The 21,864-nt window shown below is 68.5% G+C and carries 18 protein-coding genes and 4 pseudogenes; 15 read left to right on the top strand and 7 right to left on the bottom strand.

All coding sequences use genetic code 11. From position 1 onward, the window contains the following. Positions 1–408: 408 nt before the first annotated feature. From ACIGXP_RS38415 to ACIGXP_RS38390, 6 genes and pseudogenes are all read left to right on the top strand, one after another. Positions 409–1,721, top strand: a pseudogene (locus ACIGXP_RS38415) (helix-turn-helix domain-containing protein); the annotation flags it as partial. A gap of 456 nt (positions 1,722–2,177) precedes the next feature. Beyond that, the gene (locus tag ACIGXP_RS38410; protein ID WP_399776538.1) at positions 2,178–4,154 is read left to right on the top strand and encodes a WD40 repeat domain-containing protein; all 1,977 of its coding nucleotides are present in this window, start codon (positions 2,178–2,180) and stop codon (positions 4,152–4,154) included. Positions 4,155–4,453: 299 nt separating this feature from the next. After that, positions 4,454–4,825, top strand: a complete 372-nt coding sequence (locus ACIGXP_RS38405; protein WP_399776536.1) for a phage holin family protein — start codon at positions 4,454–4,456, stop codon at positions 4,823–4,825. Next, a complete protein-coding gene (locus ACIGXP_RS38400) occupies positions 4,822–5,268 on the top strand; it encodes a DUF3618 domain-containing protein (RefSeq protein WP_399776413.1) in 447 nt (148 codons plus the stop codon). Before ACIGXP_RS38405 ends, ACIGXP_RS38400 begins: the two co-directional genes overlap by 4 nt. Positions 5,269–5,273: 5 nt before the next feature. Then, on the top strand, positions 5,274–5,540 hold the full coding sequence (locus tag ACIGXP_RS38395; protein ID WP_399776411.1) for a DUF4235 domain-containing protein: 267 nt from the start codon (positions 5,274–5,276) through the stop codon (positions 5,538–5,540). A 118-nt stretch (positions 5,541–5,658) separates the two neighbouring features. Then, positions 5,659–5,895 (top strand): hypothetical protein, encoded by a 237-nt coding sequence (locus ACIGXP_RS38390; protein ID WP_399776409.1) that lies wholly within the window; start codon positions 5,659–5,661, stop codon positions 5,893–5,895. Positions 5,896–6,096: 201 nt separating this feature from the next. Here ACIGXP_RS38390 and ACIGXP_RS38385 read toward each other — a convergent pair. From ACIGXP_RS38385 to ACIGXP_RS38370, 4 genes and pseudogenes are all read right to left on the bottom strand, one after another. Continuing rightward, positions 6,097–6,866: pseudogene (locus ACIGXP_RS38385) on the bottom strand (transposase family protein). Between the two features lie 40 nt (positions 6,867–6,906). Then, positions 6,907–7,941, bottom strand: a complete 1,035-nt coding sequence (locus ACIGXP_RS38380) for a TIR domain-containing protein (protein WP_399776407.1) — start codon at positions 7,939–7,941, stop codon at positions 6,907–6,909. Then, complete coding sequence (locus ACIGXP_RS38375) at positions 7,928–8,284, bottom strand: hypothetical protein (protein WP_399776404.1); 357 nt, start codon at positions 8,282–8,284, stop codon at positions 7,928–7,930. Before ACIGXP_RS38375 ends, ACIGXP_RS38380 begins: the two co-directional genes overlap by 14 nt. A gap of 1,107 nt (positions 8,285–9,391) precedes the next feature. Beyond that, positions 9,392–10,027 (bottom strand): TetR/AcrR family transcriptional regulator, encoded by a 636-nt coding sequence (locus ACIGXP_RS38370; protein WP_399776402.1) that lies wholly within the window; start codon positions 10,025–10,027, stop codon positions 9,392–9,394. Positions 10,028–10,100: 73 nt separating this feature from the next. Here ACIGXP_RS38370 and ACIGXP_RS38365 point away from each other — a divergent pair, with 73 nt between their 5' ends. The 3 genes from ACIGXP_RS38365 to ACIGXP_RS38355 all read left to right on the top strand — a co-directional run bounded on the left by ACIGXP_RS38365 (position 10,101) and on the right by ACIGXP_RS38355 (position 11,550). Next, on the top strand, positions 10,101–10,487 hold the full coding sequence (locus tag ACIGXP_RS38365; protein ID WP_399776399.1) for an ester cyclase: 387 nt from the start codon (positions 10,101–10,103) through the stop codon (positions 10,485–10,487). Positions 10,488–10,759: 272 nt separating this feature from the next. After that, positions 10,760–11,086, top strand: a complete 327-nt coding sequence (locus ACIGXP_RS38360) for a transposase (protein WP_399776395.1) — start codon at positions 10,760–10,762, stop codon at positions 11,084–11,086. Positions 11,087–11,103: 17 nt separating this feature from the next. Next, a complete protein-coding gene (locus ACIGXP_RS38355) occupies positions 11,104–11,550 on the top strand; it encodes a hypothetical protein (protein ID WP_399776393.1) in 447 nt (148 codons plus the stop codon). On the opposite strand, the gene ACIGXP_RS38350 is transcribed toward ACIGXP_RS38355, so the two are convergent. Then, a complete protein-coding gene (locus ACIGXP_RS38350; RefSeq protein ID WP_399776391.1) occupies positions 11,486–14,947 on the bottom strand; it encodes a hypothetical protein in 3,462 nt (1,153 codons plus the stop codon). The genes ACIGXP_RS38355 and ACIGXP_RS38350 overlap by 65 nt on opposite strands. A gap of 428 nt (positions 14,948–15,375) precedes the next feature. Further along, positions 15,376–15,573 carry a hypothetical protein gene (locus ACIGXP_RS38345; RefSeq protein ID WP_399776389.1) on the bottom strand — a complete coding sequence of 66 codons (198 nt, stop codon included), beginning with the start codon at positions 15,571–15,573 and terminating at the stop codon, positions 15,376–15,378. A gap of 380 nt (positions 15,574–15,953) precedes the next feature. On the opposite strand from ACIGXP_RS38345, the gene ACIGXP_RS38340 reads away from it, so the two are divergent. Beyond that, complete coding sequence (locus tag ACIGXP_RS38340; RefSeq protein WP_399776387.1) at positions 15,954–16,253, top strand: helix-turn-helix domain-containing protein; 300 nt, start codon at positions 15,954–15,956, stop codon at positions 16,251–16,253. A gap of 521 nt (positions 16,254–16,774) precedes the next feature. Here the strand turns inward: ACIGXP_RS38340 and ACIGXP_RS38335 are convergent. Continuing rightward, the gene (locus tag ACIGXP_RS38335; RefSeq protein ID WP_399776385.1) at positions 16,775–18,247 is read right to left on the bottom strand and encodes a sialidase family protein; all 1,473 of its coding nucleotides are present in this window, start codon (positions 18,245–18,247) and stop codon (positions 16,775–16,777) included. Between the two features lie 322 nt (positions 18,248–18,569). Between ACIGXP_RS38335 and ACIGXP_RS38330 the strand changes: the two genes are divergently transcribed. From ACIGXP_RS38330 to ACIGXP_RS38310, 5 genes and pseudogenes are all read left to right on the top strand, one after another. After that, positions 18,570–18,797 carry a DUF5133 domain-containing protein gene (locus ACIGXP_RS38330; protein WP_399776383.1) on the top strand — a complete coding sequence of 76 codons (228 nt, stop codon included), beginning with the start codon at positions 18,570–18,572 and terminating at the stop codon, positions 18,795–18,797. 497 nt (positions 18,798–19,294) lie between these two features. Beyond that, on the top strand, positions 19,295–19,552 hold the full coding sequence (locus ACIGXP_RS38325; RefSeq protein ID WP_399776381.1) for a hypothetical protein: 258 nt from the start codon (positions 19,295–19,297) through the stop codon (positions 19,550–19,552). Beyond that, the gene (locus ACIGXP_RS38320) at positions 19,549–19,920 is read left to right on the top strand and encodes a fic family toxin-antitoxin system, toxin component (protein WP_399776379.1); all 372 of its coding nucleotides are present in this window, start codon (positions 19,549–19,551) and stop codon (positions 19,918–19,920) included. Before ACIGXP_RS38325 ends, ACIGXP_RS38320 begins: the two co-directional genes overlap by 4 nt. Positions 19,921–20,070: 150 nt before the next feature. Then, a pseudogene (locus ACIGXP_RS38315) lies at positions 20,071–20,965 on the top strand (aminoglycoside phosphotransferase family protein); the annotation flags it as partial. A gap of 537 nt (positions 20,966–21,502) precedes the next feature. Further along, positions 21,503–21,864: pseudogene (locus ACIGXP_RS38310) on the top strand (DNA-directed RNA polymerase subunit alpha); the annotation flags it as partial.

The raw sequence follows: 21,864 nt of genomic DNA, 5'->3' as shown, positions 1-21,864 counted from the left end.
CCCTGGATGTGGCGCGGAAGGCAAAACGGCGCGAGGCCGACAGATGCCTGCACGCAAGAATCGGGCTCGCCCACCAAGCCTCTACCCGGCCGCGTCGGTGGTTGTCGACCTGAGTACGCGCATCTCGTCTCCTTTCTCGATGTAGTGCGAGAGTCACCGGACGAGGCTCGGAATGAGGGCCTCTGCCGGTGCTCCTTGCGTCACGTCATCGAGTTCAACAGGCTGGGGATTGAATGGGCAGCCGGTCTTGCCACTCTGATCAATGGCCGCATTGCAGGTCACGGGCATGGCGCACGACACTGACCACAGAAGGCACCTGTCGTTTGCTCTTCTCCCTGGGCGTGCGTAGCGTCCGGATGATCGCGCCGCATCCACGGGGGAGGCGGCGGGTAGAGGGGTGAGCCGTCGATGGCAGGACGTCCTGAGAGCCCACTCGATCCGAGTGCGGGGCCGGTTGCGCGGTTCGCTGCCGAGTTACGCAGGCTGCGGGCCCAGGCGGGCAGTCCGACGTACCGGTCGATGGCGCAGCGAGCCGGTCAGGGGGCGAGCACCCTGTCGCAGGCGGCCGGCGGTGAGCGACTCCCTACGCTGCCGGTGGTCCTCGCCTACGTCCGCGCTTGCGGGGGCGATCCGCAGGAGTGGCAGGAACGCTGGCGCCAAGCGGCCGCCGAAACAGCGGCTGCACCCCGGGCCGAGGACGAGGACGTGGAGCCGCCCTACCGCGGCCTGGCCCGCTTCGAACCGGACGACGCTCACCTGTTCTTCGGCCGTGACGAACTCACCGAGCGCCTTCACCTGCAGACCCGCTCCCGCCGCTTCACCGCGGTCTTCGGCCCCTCGGGCAGTGGCAAGTCCTCCCTGCTGCGGGCCGGTCTCATGCCCCGCCTGCGCACCCCCGGTTCCTCCGGACCCCGGCCTGCTGCCGTACGGGTGCTCACGCCCGGCGCGCATCCGTTGCGTACTCACGCCTCGCGCTTGCTGCCGGCCGACGACGAGGCAGACACGTGGCTGATCGTGGACCAGTTCGAAGAGCTGTATACCCTGTGCACCGACGCCGGTGAACGCGACCAGTTCATCAACCACCTGCTGTCCGCCACCGACCCGGCGAGCCGGCTGCGGATTGTGATCTCGGTGCGCGCCGACTTTCTCGGCCGCTGCGCCGCACATCCTCGGCTGACTGCCGCGCTGCAGGACGCGACCGTGCTGGCCGGCCCGATGAGCCGGGAAGAACTGCGCGAGGCCATCGTCAAACCCGCGCAGGCCGCTGGGCTGAACGTCGAGCGCGCCCTGACGGCCCGCATCCTGGACGAGGTCGAGGACGAGCCCGGCGCGCTGCCGCTGATGTCACATGCGCTGTTGGAGACCTGGCGCCGGCGCGCGGGCCGTTCCCTCACGATGGAGGCGTATGTGGCGGCGGGCGGTCTGCAGGGGGCCATCGCCCGCACCGCTGAGGCCGCCTGACGGCTGATCAGGCAGAAGCGGGTAAACACATCCTCTTGCGGCTGATCGCCCCGGGAGACGGCGCGCAGGACACACGCCGCCCCGTCCGTCGTGATGAGCTGAGTTTCGGCAGCGCTGCCGATGTCGACGCCGCACTGGAACTGCTGACCCGTGCTCGGCTGCTGACCGTCGACGACGGCACGGTGGCTCTCGCCCACGAGACCCTCATCAGTGCGTGGCCGCGACTGCACAACTGGATTGAGGAGAGCCGTGACCTGCTACGTCTGCATCGCCGCTTGACCGAGGACGCAAATGTCTGGCATCAGCTGGGCCGTGACCCGGGAGCGCTGTACCGGGACACCCGACTGGCCGCAGCGGAGGAAGCATTTCCCGCGTGTCGGCAGGCAGCGGCCCTGACAGCTCTCGAGCGCACCTTCCTGGCCGCGAGTACGGCCTTGCGTGACCGGGAGCGGCGCGGGGCCACACGCACCGCGCGGCGCCAGCGGGCCTTCGCCGTGTCGCTGTCCGTGCTGGCGGTCCTCCTCCCGCTGGCCGGCGTCATCGCCTGGCAGCAGAACGCGGCCAGCGATCATCAGCGTGTCGACGCGGCGGCTCGCCGGGCCGCCACGGTGGCCGAAGGCCTGCGGGCCGCCAACCCGTTGGTGGCCCTGCGGCTGAGCGAGGTCGCCTGGCGTCTGAGGCGCACGCCGGAGACGCGGGCGGCTCTGCTGGGCGCCATGGTGCAACGGGAACAGGAGCCGTTCGAGGCGCCGGATCAGACCAGCGCCGACGCCTACCTGGACACGGACGGGCGCATGCTGACCAGCGTCGGTGATGCAGAGATCATTCAGTGGAATGTGGTCACCCGTCGCAGGATGCACACGTATCGGCTTCCCCCTGGCCCACAGGAGAGGGTCACGGAGGTCACTTCCGACGGCCGGGCTGTGATCGTGGCCGGCTCGGGGTTCAACATGACGGTCCGCCTGTGGGACATCCGGGCCGAGCGTTTTCGTGGCCCCGCCTTCGGACCGGCTGGGGGTCTGCCGACGGGCGCCCAGTACAACTTCCATCTGAGCACCCGAGGTGACTGGATCGTTTTCACGGTGCGAAACCGGCTGGAAGTGTGGAGCGCGCATACCCGGCGCCGTCTCTTCACCGCGTCACTACGCGAAAAGGAGGCCCTGGGGAACGGTGATGTCAGCGCGGACGGCCGCCGTGTGGCGTTGTGCACGGGCCACGGCCTCACCGTATGGGATACGCGGACCAAGCGGCGTGCAGACAGTAGCTGGCAGGCGAGCCCGCGCTGCCAGCTGGAGAGTGGCCTGCTCTTCACGCCCGACGGCCGGACACTGGGCCTGCAGGACGAGCACGGACTCCGGCGCGTACGGCTGTCCGACGGCAAGGAACTGCCCCGAATCGATCAGGTGTCTCCTGCCCAGTTCGACTTCACGCCCGACGGAAAATTCGTGGCCGGCATGGGCAATGGAGACATCTCGGTTTGGCGCCTCGATCGACCGGAGGCGCCGGTATTCCGCTACCCGTTGACCATGGGCAGCCCCGATGACCTGCGCATCGATGTGAAGGCCAACGTGATTCGCTACACGGCGGCCGGTGCCACAGGCGGAGAGGTCGTGCGCACCCTGGATCTCGGCCGGTCCCTCGACGCTGCCTGGCGGTCACAGCCGATCATGGAGGCGGCTTTCAGCGCGGACAGCAGCGTGCTGGTGGACCTCCGCAGCACCCACCGCCAGGCCACACTCTCAGTGCTCGACGGACACGATGGCACAGCCGAGCATGCCATAGCTCTGCCGCGGCCGCCGGCACGGCTGTCATTCGACAGCGACAAGCGCCTTTCACTCAGTGCTGATGGGCAGCGCTTGGCCTACGACCCGAGCCAGAACGAAAGTGAGGGCTGTCCGAAGGGAGTACCGGTATGGGATACACGCAGCGGTCGACTGCTCAAACGCGTGATTCCGGCGGGCGGCACCTCCGGTTTCGCGGCGACGCTGCTGACCGCCGACGGCCGTACGCTGATCACCCAGGATGACACGCGCAACCTCATCACCCTGTGGGACACCCGGTCCGGCAGGAAGCTGCGCACTGTCGACTACAGCGCCCAGGCTCCGAAGGGGAGCGTGGGCGTCTCCCCTTATCCCGTCACGGGTGACGGCCATAGCGTCGTCACGAACACGGGAGTCCTGATCCCCTTGTCCCACCGAAGTCCACATCCGACCGGATTGACGCAATGCACGTCGTGCGTCATCGCATCCACCCAGGACGGCAGCCGCGTCGCCATCGTGGACACCTACGCGGCAACACTCTGGGACAAAAAACTGAGGGCGCCCCTGGGTGTCCTGTTGAACGGGTTCTCGAAAGAGGTGCCGGGCGACGCGGAAGAGATGACATCCGCCGCCTTCTCCCCGGACGGATCCACCGTCGCCGTCGGCGGATCCCACGGCACCCTGGCCCTGTGGGACGTCACTTCGCAGCGGGAACTCGGCACACTGCCCACTCCCGGTGACGCGATACTCTCACTCGCCTTCAGCCAAGACGGCGGCACGCTGTACGCCGCCGGTCGGCACGTGACCTGGCAGAAGTACGACATAGACCCTGACCATGCGGCCCGTGCGGTGTGCCGACGTGCCGGGGGACCGCTGTCCCCGGCCGACTGGCACACCTACCTGCCTGACGTGCCCTATCGCAAGACATGCTGAACCGTGTCGAGCGCGTGCTGCTCGCAGGGGGCCGGATCGCGTTCCAGGGCCGCCGCTGCGGTCTCCCGTACGGCCTGCTCGAGAGCTGGGCGGACTGGCGAGAGCAGGCAGACACATCGGTCATGAGCCCGTCCTGAACTCGCCTGCTCGGGGTACTCGCGCCCTCATCGGATGGTCGGGCGCATGACGCAGCGCGGCCTGCAGGAACTTGAGAGGGACAGGAGGTGGCCGTGGTGTCGAGCACGCAGCCGCACCATGCCGGGTCCGCCCCCAGCGCGGATCGCTTGGGCCAGGAGCCGGTGGGCGAGCTGGTGCAGCGGGCCTCGCAGCAGCTGACCGAGCTGGTGCGCGGCGAACTGCGCCTGGCGCAGGCGGAGATGAAGGAGAAGGGCAAGCGCTACGGCAAGGGCGGCGGCCTGTTTGGCGGCGCCGGCGTTGTCGGCTTCCTGATGGCGCAGGCGCTGGTCGCCACGGTGATCGCCGCACTGGCGGTGGCGTCTCCGGTGTGGGCGGCCGGGCTGATCGTCACAGCGGTGCTGGGTGTGATCGCCGCGGTGATGGCCCTGAGCGGAAAGAAGCAGGTCGACCAGGCCGCGCCGCCCACGCCCGTGCAGACGGTCGAGAACGTGAAAGCCGACGTGGCCGAGACCAAGGAGAGCGCACACCGATGACCCACCCGCCTCACGACGAACCCACCGCCTCCAGCCCCGAGGAACTGCGCGAGCAGGTCGAGCAGACCCGTACCGAGCTCGGGGAGACGGTCGAGGCGCTCGCAGCGAAGACCGACGTCAAGGCGCGCGCCCAGGAGAAGGCCGGCGAGCTGAAGGAACAAGCCGCCCTGAAGGCCGGGGAACTGAAGGCGAAGGCCGCCGACCTGGCCCACCAGGCGCAGGACCGGCTGCCCGATCCGGTCAAGGACAAGGCCGCCCAGGCTGCCGGGCAGGCCCGGGCCACGGCCGCTCAGGCCGGTCGGCTGTGGCAGGAGAAGGCGCCCGAGCCGGTAAGGGAGAAGACCGCACAGGGAGCGCAGCTGGCGCGTGACAACCGCAAGGTGCTGCTGGCGGCAGCGGGTGTGGCCGTCGTGGTGTGGCTGGCCTGCCGCCGGAAGGGGTGAACCGGGTGAAGGCTTCGAAGATCGCCTACAAGCCGGTCGGTCTCGCGCTCGGCGCCGTCAGCGGCATGGCCGCGGGAGCGCTGTTCAAACAGACATGGAAGATGCTCGGTCACGACGAGGACGCCCCGGACGCCACCGACGAAGAGCGCTCCTGGCGCGAGGTACTGCTCGCCGCCACGCTGCAAGGTGCGATCTTCGCCGGAGTCAAAGCGGCCGTCGACCGCGCCGGCGCCACCGTCGTCCGCCGCCTGACCGGAACCTGGCCCGGCTGACGCGCATGAGGAGGCGGGAGGGCCGGTAGGACACGAATACCAGCCCTCCCATCGCCCTGGCCAATACCCCTACGAAGGACCCTTCACAGCCATGTCCGATCAGCACGCAGCTGTCGCGATGACCGCTGCAGCAGTCATCGCCACGATCCTGGTCGCCCGGGCAGTCGTCCTCCACCAGGGCGGCCGAGGACGTGTCGCCCGTCTGGCCCACCCGGTGCGCGGTCACACCGCACCCCGCGCCGACGAGACCGTGGCCGCGCTCTCGGATGCCGCCTCCTGCGCCGTGCGAGAGGCTGAACAGCACGTCCACCACTGCTGGCAGCAGCTCCAAACACGCGCCGACCCACCCGAGTGACCCGCCCGTGGATGGACGCAGTCGGCGATGCCCCGGCGCAAGTATGCGGATCCAGCAGGCGGCCAGGTGTATTGATCACGAGCGTTGTTGACAGCCGCGGGCCTTGATCATGGCGAAGACCTCCGGTGTGGTGGAGCTGTCACAAAGGTGTTGCACAAGGCCTGGTGGCGGCGTGTCTGGGTGATGGCTGACCCTGCTGTTTCACCCTGCCATGGCGAGGTTGTGCATGGTGGCGACCGCTTGGACGGCGTGGTGGAGGCCGTCGCCCCTTTGGCGGCGGTCGCGGAGGATCTTCCAGTTCTTCATCCGGGCGCTGGTGTGCTCGACGCGGGCCCGCACGCGACGGTGTTCGGCGTTGTCTTCCTCCTGGCCGCGCAGGAGGGGGCGCCCGGCTCGTCTGCGGTGCGGAACGATCAGGCCGGGGCCCAGGTGGGCGCCGGCCGCGATCACCGTCGTGCCTGCCGCCACCGCAGGCAGGTCCGACTCGCGCCAGACGTGTGCGTCTGCCTTGTTCCCGGGTGCCGGCCGGGCCGAGGCCACCACCAGGCGGGTGTCGGCATCGACGACAACCTGCGCATTCGCCGAAACCGGTAGTTACGCGAGGAGGCTGCGACCTGCCGGTCACGGACCGGGATCAAAGTGCCGTCCACGATCCATAACCGGTCGGCGCCCGGCACGGGGCTGGGCGCCGGCTCCAGCGCAAGCAGCGGTCGCAGGCGCTGGATGACCCGACAGACGGTGGTGGGTGAGCAGCCAAAGAGCGGCGCGAGCTGCCGCATGGTGAGGTTCGTGCGGTAGTACACGGCCACCAGCAGCACCTGCTCGGCCAGCGGAAGGCACCACGGCCGACCCCCACCGGGGCCATTTCCACCCCGCTCCCGCACCACCCTCAGCAGCTTCTCGAACCGCACCATCCGCAACCCGGTGAACGTCTCCATCCACACCGGATCAGCCCTCAACGCCCCACCCATACAGGCAAAATGCCCACCACCAGGCCTTGTGCAACACCCTTTAGGTCTCCCGCCAGGAAGCGGATAAATGCTGGAAGAGCTGTGTGTCCTGCCATACCGAGCCGGTGTCATCGACCTGGCAGCCAGCCTGCTTGAGCCGCTTGATGATCTTCGCGACCGAGGCTGACGTACCGTCGAACCTGACAACGTTGAGGCCGACCGTATCGGCACCCTGGCGAAGACGGCCGACCTCGACGACCAGGGTTCGCTGCGGGTAGGCCATCAGCACCATGCCCAGCTCGATCAGCACGTTCTGCCGCGGCTGACCGGTCGGCTGTGTCTCGTAGTCCGGTTCGTTCTCGCCGTGCAGCTGGGGGTGCAGTGTGGCCGTGTCGTCCGGGGTGAGCAGGACCAGGGCCGCCTGTGCCCGGGAGGGGGCGTTGGCGACCACCTCGCCCAGGAGGGGGGACGCCTTGCCGCTCGCCCTGACCAGGTCCTCCCACTCCAGTGGGCTCAGACCGAGGCTGCGCAGCAACGAGAACATCGCGTGTCGGACCTCCTCGTCCCGGCCGTGCACGACCAAGACATTGCGGGTCCGGTCAGTGCTCGCTGCCTGCGGGTTGCGCTCCGCTTCGCCGAGGCCCTGGGCAACGACGGTGCTGCGCGCGGCCACAGCCTGGCGGTCGTCCGATACGACTGCAACTGCACGGTTGGTCGCCTGTTGCCCAGGCATCTGGGCACTGCCGGACCGGTCGGCGGTGGGTGCCTGCCCAGCCTGGCCGTGCCAGGGCACGGCTTGGAGGCTGTCCGGCCCTCCGGCGACTACGGCCGTGTCGCTGGCCGTCGACTGGTCAGGTAGCTGACGGATCTGTGGTGATGCACCGTCGGCTACAGCAGCGGACTTCTCGCCGACTGCCGGATCGGGCTGATCGGTGAAGGCGGGGGTGCGCCGGGAAACCACAGCCACGAACCGGCCCAGCACGCTGTCCGCACGCAGGCCGCCGTTGCCGGGGCAGGGCGGAGTGGGTGCCGTGAAGGCGCGGGAGCGCCGAGAGAGCACTGCGACGAACTGCCCAAGGACGCTATCCGCGCGCATCGACGTCACCTTCGATCTCTCGGGACAGAGCGGCCTGCTGCGGCAACCGAACAGGCTCGTGTGGTCGGACCGAAGGCTGCTGGGCAGTCACAGGCACCCTCGGTACGCCGACGTCCGGCCCGTCCTCGTGCGGCGTCGTGGGTGCTGCGGCTGCGGCCAGCGTCGCGAGAAGGGGGCCACTGACGAGTTTGACCAGGGCTGTGGCGCGCTGCAGAGCCAGTACACCGCCGGCTCCGATCACCAGGAAGACCACGGCGGCCCATTGATAGCGCGCCTCCAGACCCAGGCCGACCGCCGCGTCGACCAGGAAGCCGACGCCGACCTGAAAGAGTACGTCGGCCACGTAATAGCCGGCCTTCGGCTGCGGAGCCGCACGCTGCCCAGCGGGTCGGGCTGCCGGGCCAGGCAGCGGGTGGGGAGGCGGAACCTTCCAAGGCGGCACGCCGTGACGACGCAGGGCACGGCTGTAGTCCGCCGCCTCCTTGATCCCCGCACCACCGGCCCCCCACAGACCGGCCGCCCACCACATCATTCCGGCCTCCAGGATCTTCCCGGCCCGGGTCTACAGTTCCAGCGGGGCTCACCTCAACTGACGAACGCGTCGCTGGAGCCTCCCCGGCTGTCCCACCGTCCTCCGACACTGTGTCAGAAGGCAGTGGACGCCGAGGCAAAACATCCAGACCGGCGGGTCAGGGATGGCAGTGCCTCCGTGGTGCCCGAGGAAGAGGCAGTGAGGGACCTCGCGGGCCAGACGTTGGAGCGGGTCCGCCAGACCTGGCCCAACGATGTCGTGGAGACGGTTTCTCGTGATCTACCAATGGTGCCCAGCCCAATAGAGCCGAGCAGCGCAACTGGACCCCACCAGGCCCACATCACGAGTTCAACTTCAGTTGCAGCGTGGCAGCCGGCAAGCGGGCCCGCTGCACCGGCCGTGCGGCCCTGGCACGAGTCTGCGCCATTCGGAACCGCGCACTTTAACACCAGGCAAGCGGGCCGTAATTCACAGACCCAGTGGCAAGTCCCGCTGAACAGCGGGTTCCTGGCAAAGAGTCAATCAGAGTCAACAAAAGTAAACAGGCTCACGAGGCAGACGACTTCGGTGGCCGTCTGTCCGATCGCCTATCCCTAGACCGCTGCTCCACGCAAAAGGAGCCCTGCATCCCCAACGGAAGTTTCTCAAGCCTCTGAGTTGGGAGGGCTCCTTGCGCGGTGTTCCAGCACGCCTACCAAACGAAAGGAACTCCGTTGGACGAGGATAACCCGAAGCGCCAGCCCAGGCGCCCGTTCCGCTGGGTTGAGAAGCCGTTGTCGTACCGATCATGGTGGGCATCGGTTCGATTGAGGCGGCCCGGACGGGTGATCTCCGGCTGTGGCGCGCATGCGTTCCTGTCAGCTCGGCGCTTTCGCAGCTCGAACACCGCAGGCCTGGGGCAGAAGACTACTCCCGGCCTCAATCTTCGGGAGTTGGGACGGGTGATGTGCCCACGAGCTTGCGAAGGAAGCGATCGACCTGGTCCTCCAGCGGGGGCCAGTGCTGGTCGGACTGGTTGACCCGCATGGAGACCGCGCCGTGTACGGCGGCGCGCAGGTCGAGGGCCACGGTGGATGCGTCGTCCGCGGGAGCCAGGCCGGCGTCCATGCATCTCTGGACCGCGGCCGTGGTCGTGCGCCCGAGCTCTTCCTTAAAGCGCATGTCCGCGCGCTGGTTGAGGGTGCTCTCGTGCAGCACCTTGTAGAGCCCAGGGTGGTCATGTGCCCAGGCTCCGAGTACGAGGGTTCTGGCGCGCAGTTGGGCGACCGGGTCGCTCTCGGCGAGCTCAGCCTGCTGCACGGCGATCATCAGGTCCTGGTGGCACCGCTCCAGCGCGGCCAGGACGAGCGCGTCACGGTCGGGGAAGTGGAGGTATACCGACGTTGCGGCGACGTTGACCTCCCGGGCGACGGCTCGCAGGGACAGAGCCTGGTCGTCGCCGAGCTCGTCGAGCATGCGGAGAGCAGCGGCGACGACCTCCTCACGGAGACGTTCGCCCTGGCCCCGGGGATTGCGCCCGCGCCGTTGTCGCTCACTCGGTGACTTCTCATCCACGGTGATTGATTGTATCTGCACGACCGTTGCCCTACAGTCGTAGCGCTACAGCTGTTCACTTATAGGGAGAGACATGCCGAGCGCACGACTCGAAGAGAACAAGCAGACGGTCCTGGCCTTCTACCAGGCCGCGATCAACAACAAGGACTACGACGCTGCCTCGAAGCTGCTCAGCCACAGCTACATACAGCACAATCCCCGAATCGCCGACGGCCTGGAGGGCTTCCGGGAGTTCGTCGAGACCCTCAAGGCGGACTTCCCCCACCTCCGCGCCGAGGTGAGGCGAATCTTCGCCGAGGGCGACCACGTGATCGCCCACGTCCACGGCGTCCGGGTGCCGGGCGGCCCCGAAACGGCGATCGTCGACATCTTCCGCCTGGAGGACGGGCAGATCGCCGAACACTGGGACGTCATGCAGCAGATCCCCGACGAGGCGCGGAACCAGAACGGCATGTTCTGACGAAGACGCCGGCCTCGGTCGGGTGATCTCGGGCCGGTGCGCGCATGAAAGCAGGGCTTCCTGTTCAGCTCGGGGTTGCCGAAGCCCGAAGCCCGAAGCCCGAAGCCCGAAGCCCGAAGCCCGAAGCCCGAAGCCCGGGAGGCCCTTGTGTCGCAGTGTTCCGCTGTCATGCCGGTGGAGTCCAACTCGGCTGCCCGGTCGTGGATTGTCTCGCTCATCGGTTCGGAAATGCGGGCGACCGCCCGGACCGCGTGCGCCGCTACGACTCGGACATGACGGACACGGAGTGGGCGGTCATGCGGGACGCGATGCCCGTCCCGCTGTGGCTGGAGGGACGGGGTGGGCAGCCGGAGGGCTACTGTCACCGGCAGATGCTGGACGCGGTCCGCTACCTGGTGGACAACGGCATCAAGTGGCGGGCGATGCCGGCGGACTTCCCCGCGTGGGACCGCGTCTACGCCTTCCAGCGGCGATGGCGCCTTAACCAGCTGCTCGCCGAGTTGCACGGCCGGCTGCGCGGCCTGGTCCGCGAGGACGCCGGGCCCATCAACGCAGCCGCCCGCGGGATCGCCGACCTCCTGGCACAGATCCACTTCTGACCGAAGGGAAGCCGCCCATGAGCACGCACATCACCGTCAGCCACGGCGGCGACTTCGAGGGCGTCGACATCGTCCCCGTCCGCCAGCTGCGCGACCTCGGCCAGTACGCCCGCACCGTCCTGCCCGCCGTCGACCACCCGCCGCTCACGGCCCTCCTGGGCGGCGCCGGCGAACGCCAGCACTCCTTCGACGCCGGGCAGGCCGCGCTCCTGGCGGTCCTGCTGCGCCGCGTCGCCGCGCACCGCCGCCTCAAGAAGCCGTTCCGCGAACCCGCCGCCCGGCTGGGCATCGCAGCCGCCAACGCCGCCGCCGACTCCGAGCCCTGGACCTGGACCACCAGCACGGCCGATGACCGCCGCCCCCGACAGCCTCGACGCCCGTCTGGACGCCGCCAACAGATCACTCTAGGTCCTCCCAGGTCCATGGAGCGGCGGCGCTTCCATCTGGCTCACGGCCGTACATGAACCGCTGCGCGTCGTTGATCATTTGGATGTACAAGTCGAAGTGTCCTGCGGCAGGGAGCCGCTCGGCCAGGCGGGTGGCCTGTTCATGGGCCCCGACTTCTTGCAGTTTCGCCCATAGTTCGTAGACGCCACGCGAGTCATGAAGGGCAGCGTGTGAGGCCGGATCGCGTGCCAATAACACGGTCATCTGCTGGTGGTAGCCCGACTCCGAAAGTCTCTCAAGCAACCATTTTACGGCCCTCGGGTCCTCGAGCCCGGCGTACGGTGTGGTCCGCTCGGCGAGGGCTGCTGCTTCTTCTCGCGCAGCAACACGGGCCATTCGGCCCAGCAGGCTGGACACAGCGCCCGTGCTGTCGGCGGCGATATGGGCGGTAGCCCCGGTCGCGACGGCGGCGGCTAGTTCGCGGCATCCCGTCTCCCATAGCCTCGCCAAGAGGCTGGAAACGTCATACGGGTGGTGGAGGGCGAAGTGGGCGGCGGCTCGCTGGGCAAGAGCGGTGGCCTGCTCGTGTGCCTGGATATGCCACATGTGTTTCAGCAGCCGGGCTACGCCCTCCCAGTCGTCGGAGATGGGGTGGCGTGCGGCCCGTTCGGCTAGGGCAACGGCGTGGTCGTGAGCCCCCACCTCACACAGGTGCACCAGGAACCAGGCTACGGCGCTCGGCCTGTCGAGGTCGATGTGGGAAACAGCCCAGTCGGTGAGGGCCTCAACTTGCTCGTGATATTGAAGCTTTCCCAACTCTTCTAGCAGGTCGCGCATCGCGAAAGGGTGGCGGAGGGCGACGTGAGGTTCTGGGTCACGCGCCAACAGCGTGGTGACCTGCTCAAGGACTCCACTTTTCCTCAGTCTCTCCTCCAGTGGGGACAAGGCGCGCGTGCGGCCGACGATGATGTGGGTGGCGACCCGTACCTCGAGAGCTGCGGCCTGTTCATGCGCCCCAGCTTCCCTAAGCTTTTTCAGTAATTTGATCAAGGCATAGTGATCGTCGAGGGTGACGTGGGCGGCCGGGTCATGCGCCAGCAACGCAGCGGTCTGCTCATAGGACTTGGACCTCAGCAGCCTGTCCAGCAACCAGGTGACGTCGGCCGGGTTGTCGAGGTCGCCTTGGGCGGCGGCCCGTTCGGCGAGCCTGGCAGCCTGCCTGTAGGCCCCCGCCTTCTGCAGACTCTTCAGCATGGAGGATGCGGCACCTTTGCTGTCGAGAGGGGCGTAGCGTGCGGCCCGTTCTGCGAGAGCCGCGGCCTGCTCGTAGGCTCCGACCTCTCGCATGCTCTCCAGGAGCCGGATCGCAGCGTGCCGGTCGTCGAGAGGGGCCTGGCGTGCGGCACGTTCGGCTAGAGCGGCGGCCTGCTCATGGGCAGCGACCTCCGACAATGCCTTCAGCAGCCGACCTACTGCGTAGGCGTCGTCCACGGTGACGTGGGCGGCCGGGTCGCCTGTCAAAATCACAGCGACCTGTTCATGGCATCCGATCTCCCGCATCGTCTCCATTAGAAAGGCCACGCCGCTTGGGTCGTCGAGAGGGGCCTGGCGTGCGGCACGTTCGGCTAGAGCGGCGGCCTGCTCATGGGCAGCGACCTCCGACAATGCCTTCAGCAGCCGACCTACTGCGTAGGCGTCGTCCACGGTGACGTGGGCGGCCGGGTCGCGGGCGAGTAAGTCGGTGAACTGCTGGCTGGTCCCGACGTCCCGAAGCGCTGTCAGCAGCTGCACCACCTTGTCCGGCTCGTCGTCAAGGGAGACATGGTCCACGACCCACTGGGCTGGGCGGCGGTCGGTAGGACACAAGCGGTGGAGCTGTCGCAGCAGCTGCGCTGCGGCCCGGGGGTCACTGTGGGTGGCGCGCTTGCGGAGCTGGGCGGCATCGCGGTGCAAGCCGCGTTGCGAAGCGGCGTTACTCAGCGCAGTTAGGTCGGCGGGGTGGGCATGGTTAGCTGCTGCGGTCCAGAAGTCGATCGGGGGGATCTGGTCGGCGCGGTGGAGGCGGCCGTACTGGTCGAGGTAGTCGGCCAGCTGGTAATGCGGCCCAGGCATGCCCCGGGCCGGCTGCCCGGCGGCAAGGCTAGAGACGTCCGCCGAGCGGCGGTTGCGCCCGTTGCGCGGATTGCGAGGGGTGGTGGTCTTGACGGGGGTGAGAATGCCGGGGATGCCGTTGCATCCTTGGGTGACGTAGTCGAGGGCCTGGGCCAGCCACTCGTTTTCAGTGGTGTTCCACTCGGCCTCGGTGAGGTAGCCGGGGGCGGCGTCGGCCAGCCAGGCCAGCGAGATGTAGGGCGCGGCGCCGAGCCGGCGGACGTCCATGGCCGCGTGGATGAGGGCCCGGGTGGCGCCCGTGGCGGTGCGGTAGCGGTCTGTCAGGACCGGTACGCCGGCCAAGTACTGGGTGATCTGGGCGGCGTGGGCGTGTTCGGCAGCCTCCTTGAGCCGGGAATCGGTGCTGGCCGTTTCCGTGAGCGCGACTAGGTCGGCGTGGGTGAACGCCTCCGGCACGTCGATCTTGTACCCGCTCAGCAGTTCCCGTGCCTGGGCATGCCGGTCCACGGTGGTGCGGGTGGTCAGACTCTGCCAGTGCCCGGGCCACAGCGTGGCCAGCACCAGCACGGGACCTCGCGCCGGGTCGCGCAGCAGGTTCCGCAGGCCCGCGGCGACCTCTTCCCCGATCGGGTCCGGGCCCAGGTAGTGCTGGGCCTCGTTCAGCCACACCACGGTCCTGGGGGCGATGTCTGGCAGTTCGGCCAAGACCGCATCGGGGCGGGTGGGGGTAATGGGATGCCACAGCCGCCAGGCGTCCGGCAGCTTCCTGGCGGCTTCCCACAGCGCGCGGGTCTTGCCCGTCGACGATCCCCCGACCAGGACCGCGATGCCGCTCTTCCCTGCCGCCGCGGTAGCGACTACTGCGTCCAGACGTGCATCGAATTCCCGTGGGACGTAAGCCGGCAGGGCACCGAGCCGCTCGCGGCCGTCACCGGCGTGAAGGGCCCGGTGAACCTCCAGATCATCCAGCACTAGCCGGTCGTCGAAATCACCGATCGGTCGCCCCGCACCCCTGGCCATCCGTGTCGCGACCCAGAGCTCGCGCACTCGCCCAGCCAGATCCCGCTGATCCCACGCAGCACGGCGGGCCAGCACCACGGACACAGCAACCACATCGGCCTGGCCGGGCGGAAGGACCGGATCGCTGATGCAACGACGGACGGTATCCCGGCTCGGCGAACCCGGCAGGCGGTCGTTCTTGGCGATGTCCGCGGCGATCTCATCCAGGCTCGGCGTGCCCGCCGCCAGGTACACCTCGTACAGCAGATCCTTTAGCTCCTGCAGAGAGCTCGGCCATCCCACCCGCGCCCGCTCCAGCGCCCGCGGCCGCTTCACCGGACCGCCACCCGTGTCGCGACTCATCGCACCATCATCCCCGGCGCCCGCGCCCGGCATGGGCTGAACAGCTCGACCAGCAGCTCCGGTTGGCGTCTTGGCGCAACTGAGAGTTGATCTTCGTGCGGGGTCGAACGTGGACAGTGAGCCAACCGGCGACCCACCCCCTGACCACAACATGTGGAGGACCCATGTCCCGCACGCGCCTAACACGCCGCGAGCGCCTGGCCCTGGCTAGCGCCACCCTCGGCGGTATCGTCTCCGGAACCGTCCGCGCCACCGTCACCTGGCTCCTGAATCAGCTCACCTCGTAGCCCAACGGACCCCGGCCTCATGCTGGGGTGTGCCGTGCGTCGTACAGGACACCCCATCACCAGCCCCTGCCGGCAACATGCCTCACCTGCCTGATCGCGTGTCCCCACTTGTCCTGGGCGGACCCCGATAACGCTAGATAATCAAGGCCACCACCAGCGGATAGGCGGGACGAAGCGTCGCGGCCCCCGCAGCCGCGTACGCCGGTACAGCTCGCCCGCTGCCAGCGCACAGGCTGCGGAAGCGATGACGAGCACAAGCGGGACCAGCGGGATGCGGGCGGCCAGGTCGATCAGCCGGTCCCAGGAAAGTACGGCTACGACCAGAAGTACGCCCGACATCGCAGCCAAGCCGTACGCGGCGATCCGCCTGAGCTTGTCGTTTAACCTCGTTTCCGTTGGGGGTGGGGATGGAGCAGGCGGTTTTCGAATCTGTCAGGTACTCCGCGGTGTGTCATGACTGCGGTGCAGAGCTGGAGTGTTGGGGGACTCAGGCCCTCGTGGATGGACGCTTGCGGTGGGACGTTGAGACGACGTGTTCTGCCTGTGGATGTGCAGTAGTGCGGTGGCGACGTGCCGGCGGAACGGCGGGATCAGATGCTCTCCGAGCATGGTCCCGCGAGGCTGCAGGTGAGCGCCGCCGGTCGCCCCGGGGCTGCCGCGCGACGCTTCCTCCGGACCGAAGGAGGAAGCCATCGAGCAGTCCCGGGAGGGGGGCGACGATGGCCAGGCCTGAGAACCCGATTCCCGAGAGCTCGCCGCTCCCGTTGCGGAACTTCGCCGACAAGATGCGCTCCTGCCGCACGGCGAAAGGCATCAGCTACCGCGACATGGCCAAGCTGGCGAACTACTCCGCGAGCGCGCTGTCTCAGGCCGCGTCCGGCAAGGAACTGCCGTCCTGGGAGCTCACCCGGGCGTACATCCGCGCGTGCGACCCGTTCTTCCCGGTCTTGATGACCAGCTTCTTCGCGATCTCGGGCACGGGGACGCCCCCCGGCAAGGCCCAAGGCAAGAAGAAGTAGGTTCCGTGATCACGTATCCCACCTGCGCTTTCGGCGCGGATGGGAGGCATATTCCGTGCCGCCTGCGACTCCCTCCCGGCTACGCTCGCGCGGGAGCGCCCCGCGGCGCGTGGCTGCGGGGCGCCTTGTGGGGTTCAGTCGATCCGCTCCCCGTCGTGCGTACCGCCCTTACAGGTGTTGTCCGACAGATCGGCCATTCCGCCGCCCGCCTTGCACTCACCAGGGGTGACGTAGGAGTGGGCACCCTGTGCGGTGGCGGTGGCGGTGGCGGCGCCTGCGAGGCCGAGTCCGGCGAGGGCTGCCGTGGCGAAGACGGCGGCGAGGATTCATCGAATGCGCATGTGGTTTCACGGATTGCCTCGGTTGGGGCACTAGCCAGCTTGATCTTCACCCATGTGGGTGGCATGTCATGTTGGGCCATTCGGGTGACAGTGCGGTCGGGTGCGGGGTCGGTGACGCGACCCGTCGGACAGGCCCTGGAACGACGAGACCACCCCGCCCAACGTGGTCGTCCGCGTCGGTCAGCGGGTGCGGAGAGCGGTGGTGTACACGTCCGTACGGTTCTGCGGTGCGCCGGAGTGGGTCTCGGTGAGCACCGCCCGTACTCCCTTGCCGTCCGCCACCAGGCCTTGGTAGTCGCCGAGGAAGAAGCCCCCGGCGAACGGTGCCTGCAGCCAGTCGAAGACCCGCGAGATCCGTCGTTCGGTCCGGAGCTTCTGGTTTCCGTGCCGCAGCGTGGCCAGTTGGTAGGCGGTGGGCAGGGTGGTGGTGTCGCCGGGCCTGAGGAAGCGCAGGTCGTAGTAAGTGAGCGCGACCGTACCCCGCTCGTCGACCGCGATCGACGGTGAGAACGCCGGAACGCCCTTGGGGCTGATCAGCTCCGGGGTGCCCCAGGCGCGTCCGCCGTCGGTGGACCGCACGAGCTGGACGGAGTCGAACCTGCCGCCGGAGAAGTCCGAGCCCTCGTAGGCCATGTACAGCGTGCCCGTCCTGGGATCGACGGCCGGGCTCGGCACGGTGGTCCCGTCGCGCAGCAGTTTGGTGGGGTCGTTCGGGTCGACCTCCGGTACGGAGGTGTCCCGGGCCACGGTGACCGGGGTGCTCCAGGTCTCTCCGGCGTCGGTCGAGGTAACCACCTCGTAGCAGGCCTCGACGACGGTGCTCAGGTCGTCGGAGTAGGTGATTCGGTCGAAGAAGTCGTACAGGGTGCCGGTGCGCCGGTCGATGACGATCTGATGCCCGATGGTCTGGGTGTTGGGCACGGTGCTGGTCTCGACGAACGGCCGGGCCTTGCTCCAGGTGCGGCCGCCGTCGCGGGTGAGGGAGATGTAGCCGGGACCGTCGAGGGAGCTGGGGCCGGGTGGGTCGTTGTCGAGGCGGTTCCAGACCTGGTAGGCGGTGCCCTTGCGGATCGGGTCGGCGGTGAGTGTGGGCTTGTCGTTGAAGAACGGCTGCTCGTCGACGTGCGTGGTCGTGAGGTTTTGCCAAGTGCGGCCGCCGTCACGGGACGTGACTGCCAGGAGGGCGCTGCGCGTGCTCTTCGTGAAGTCGACGCCCTCTCCGCCGGCGTAGACCGTGCCGTCCGGTCCGGTGCTCACCCAGGGGTCGGTGGCCCGTTCGTAGTCCGCGCCGCCGGGGGCGCACAGGCTGAACGGCAACGTGCTCCGGTGGAAGGTGCGGCCGTCCCTGGTCCAGCCGGCCACCAGGCCACGGGCGCCGCCGTCGTTCCAGCGGTCCTGCTGGAACACGGTAACCACGCGCGTCGGGTCGCGCGGATCGACGGACAGGTACGGCTCGACCTCGGTGCCCGGGTAGACGACGCTGTCGGGGGACCTCGCGCCGATGGTGCACTTCGCGTACGGGTCGCCCTGGGACACCCTGACCAGTGGTGTGCCGTCGGGATTCCGGTCTGCCGCGGCGGGAGTCGTGCCGGTGACCGTGACGAGCAGGAGCGCGGCGGTGGTGACGGCGGTCAGGGGCAGGACGACGCGCATGCGGGATCTCCTCCGGGCCTGGCGGCCGGCGTACGGGAGGCGGCCGGGGGCGCGGAGGTGTACGGGAACGCGAGGCTGGGGCGACTCCGCTTGATCCTTTTCGGCGTGGCATCCGGTGCCCTTGATGGGCCGAACGACGGAGTCATCCCCAGGGTCGTCGAGGAGCACGGCGGAGCCGACCGGTGGTGCACCGTGCCGGTCGAGTCTGTGCCGGCTTGGAGCTCAAGCCGCGTGGTTGGACAGCGCGGGAATGGCGTCCGCGGGGCGGGGCACATGGGTCGGTGTAAGGCGCATGCGATTGGTGGTTGCAAGGAGGCTTGTGATGCTCATGGCGCACCCCGCCGTGCTGAAGAACTTGATCGAGCAGTACGAGACGCTGCGTGTCCTGCACGCGGAAGAGGGGCATGAGGAGGTGCGGCGACGGATGGACGACATTGCTTACACGCTGTGTGTGTCGACTGGTACCAGCGACATCGACGTGGCCCTCGTCGCAGCCCGGCACCGGCTGCCTGGTGCCCGTGTCGAGGACGACTCCCTCCTCGCCACCTGACTGCTTCGTTGGCCGGTCGTCGATAACTGGTGCGCTGCTGGCTTTTGCCAGCCTGATCGCCGTGTCTCGTCGGGTCAAAGCAGGGTGTTCGTCTGCGGTGTCAGAGACCGTCGTACCGTCCCCCCGACTACTGACGGGCGATGACCGACAACGTGGTCCCTGCGTCCGCGGGGATGCTCCCGGCGTCGACTGGGGCTTCAGCGCCTCTTGGCGTGCTCCCCGCACCCCGCGGGGATGGTCCCGAGCCAGGTGGAGCGGCGCCGGCTGCTCCGCTGTGCTCCCTGCGCCTGCGGTGATGGTCTCAGCGCGAAGGCCTTCAGCCACGGCGTGGCGAGGTGATGTGCGGGTCTACGACGCCGGTGCCTTGCCGCCTACACCATCGCGAATGGCTGACGCTGGAGCGGTCGGCGCAGCACCGCTGCTGGCGTGTGCGGGGCCGATGGGGCACTGGTCCCATTGCCCACCCGAGGCTGCTACCACCGTGCTACCTTAGGGGGGTGACTTCCACGAAGAAGCAGACACAGGTGCGGCTGGAGGAGGACGTGCTCGCGGCCGGCAAGGCGGCCGCGGCCGCTCGCCGACTGGACTTCAACAAGTACGTAGAGCGGCTCATCATCGAGGACACCACCGGCGCCCGCGCTGCCGGTATGGCCGCCGCCCAGCGGCTCATCGATGAGCACGGCACCTTCCTCGACGACCTGGAGCGGCAACTCGACGCCCCGTACGCCGGGCCCCAGCCGGGCGCCGTCGCGTGATTCTGCACGTCGACGAGTCCTGGATCCTCGAGGTCGCGGAGCGGGCGGGTCATCGCGACCCGGCCGCCGACGATTACGGCGTCCCCATCGCAGCGGTCGCGCGCCATCGCGGTGAACTTCTTGACACACCCGTCTACGACGGCGTTTACGCCCGTGCCGCCGCCCTGGTGCACACTCTGGGCCGCTGCCGCTGGCTGGAGCGCTCCAACCTGACGGTGGCTTGCGCGGTCGCGGTGATGTATCTCGAGGCCAGCAACATCCCGGTCAGCCCCACTCGCGAACAGCTCACCGCACTCGCCCATGAGTTGAACAGTCCGCGCTGCACCGCTGCCCGGATCGCCGCTTTCCTGCGCACGTGGAAACCCTGACCTGGTCCGGGCGGAGTGGACCGAGCGCTGATGATCCTAAGCTCCGTCCGGTGGAGGCGTTGCTGATCATCACGGCTGCTGTCCTGTGGGGGAGCGGGTACGGGCGTGCTCGTTCCCTGCCTGCGCGTGCGCCAAGTACTGTGACTCCGCATGGTCGAATCCGAGATTGTGATCAGCGAGGGTCTGGTCCGTGACCTGCTGCGGGACCAGCATCCGGACTTGGCCGAGCTGCCCATCCGCGAGGTGGCGGGCGGCTGGGGCAACCGGATGTGGCGCCTCGGGGACGAGTTGGCGGTCCGGATGCAGCCGATGGACACCAACCCGGATCTGCAACTCAAGGAGCGCCGGTGGCTTCCGACCCTGGCCTCGCGCCTGGCGCTGCCGATCCCGGTCCAGGTGCGGGACGGTGCCCCGTCCGAGCGCTTCCCCAAGATCTGGACCGTCATGACATGGGTTGAGGGCACGCCGCTGGACCACGGCTCGATCACCCGCGGCGACCATGCGGCCGACGTCCTGGCGGCCTTCCTCAAGGCGCTGCATGTGGAGGCGCCCGCCGAAGCACCGGATGCCTCGGACCGCGGTGGTCACCCCACGGAGTGCACGGAGGGCTTCGAACGCTTCCTGCGGGCCGTGGACCTCGGCCACTTCGCCGCGGACGACATCCGGGCCGTGTGGGACGACGCGGCCGCGGCTCCCGGGTGGGAGGGCCCGCGGGTGTGGGTTCACGGCGACCTGCATCCCGCGAACGTCGTCGTCGCGGAGGGGACACTGGCGGGCGTGGTCGACTTCGGCGATGTTTTCGCCGACGACCCGGCCTGGGACCTTGCGGCCGCCTGGGTGCTGCTTCCCGCGGGCGGTGCCTCGCGGTTCTTCGACAGCTATGCGCAGGCGGACGAGGCGGCGGTCCGACGGGCGCGTGGGCTGGCCGCGATGAAGAGCCTGTTCCTGATGCTGATGGGCCAGGACGGGGACCGTGGCCTGCCGGGCGGCAAGCCGATGTGGGGCCCGCGGGCCGGCGGCGCTTGAGCGCGTCTTGAAGGGTCTTAGACGTCTGGCATCGATCGCTCAACGCGGGGATGTGCCCGGCCTTGTGTGGGGCCGGGGCAGCTGCGTGAGGTTGTGGGTCAGCGGGCGTCTGGGCGGAGCGGTACGACGTTCCGGGATCGGCATCATGGTGAAGTCGAAGACGCGCCTGTAGCTTGATCACTGTGACCTGCTGTCCGTCTGCGGCTATCCCCTCGGGCGCCTCGAAGTCGGCTGGCGGCAGGACGGCCTTTCGCCCCCGCCCGCTCACGACGCCTCCAGGAAGGGCAGCACGTCGACCAGGCGCTTGATGTCCTGGATGCCGGTGGTCTCCCTGGCTAACCGTGCGAACAGGCCGTTCATGTCGCTAATGGTGACGTCGGGCCCCTTTGCCCCGCCCGCAGGAGCAGTGAGCCTGGTGGCACCGCTTTGTGTCGGCCGACCGGCTGGCGGGTGGGTGCGGTCAGGCGGTTCGGCGCCCCGGAAGGTAGCAAGGTCCGTACCCTTGGGGTGTCTATGGCGTCAGACAGCGGGCGCCGAATACTGGAGGCAATACCTCGTGCTGATTGCTCAGCGTCCTTCGTTGACCGAAGAGGTCGTCGACGAGTTCCGTTCCCGGTTCGTGATCGAGCCGCTGGAGCCGGGCTTCGGCTACACCCTCGGTAACTCCCTGCGCCGCACCCTCCTGTCGTCGATCCCCGGCGCTGCTGTCACCAGCATCCGCATCGACGGTGTCCTGCACGAGTTCACCACCGTGCCGGGCGTCAAGGAGGACGTCACCGACCTGATCCTCAACATCAAGCAGCTGGTCGTCTCCTCGGAGCAGGACGAGCCGGTCGTGATGTACCTGCGCAAGCAGGGTCCGGGTCTGGTCACCGCCGCCGACATCGCGCCCCCGGCCGGTGTCGAGGTGCACAACCC

This window comes from Streptomyces sp. NPDC053069 (genome assembly GCF_044546895.1).
Taxonomy (GTDB): Bacteria; Actinomycetota; Actinomycetes; order Streptomycetales; family Streptomycetaceae; genus Streptomyces.
Note: the sequence above shows the minus strand (reverse complement) of the source record. Positions and strands in the feature narration are given on the sequence as shown.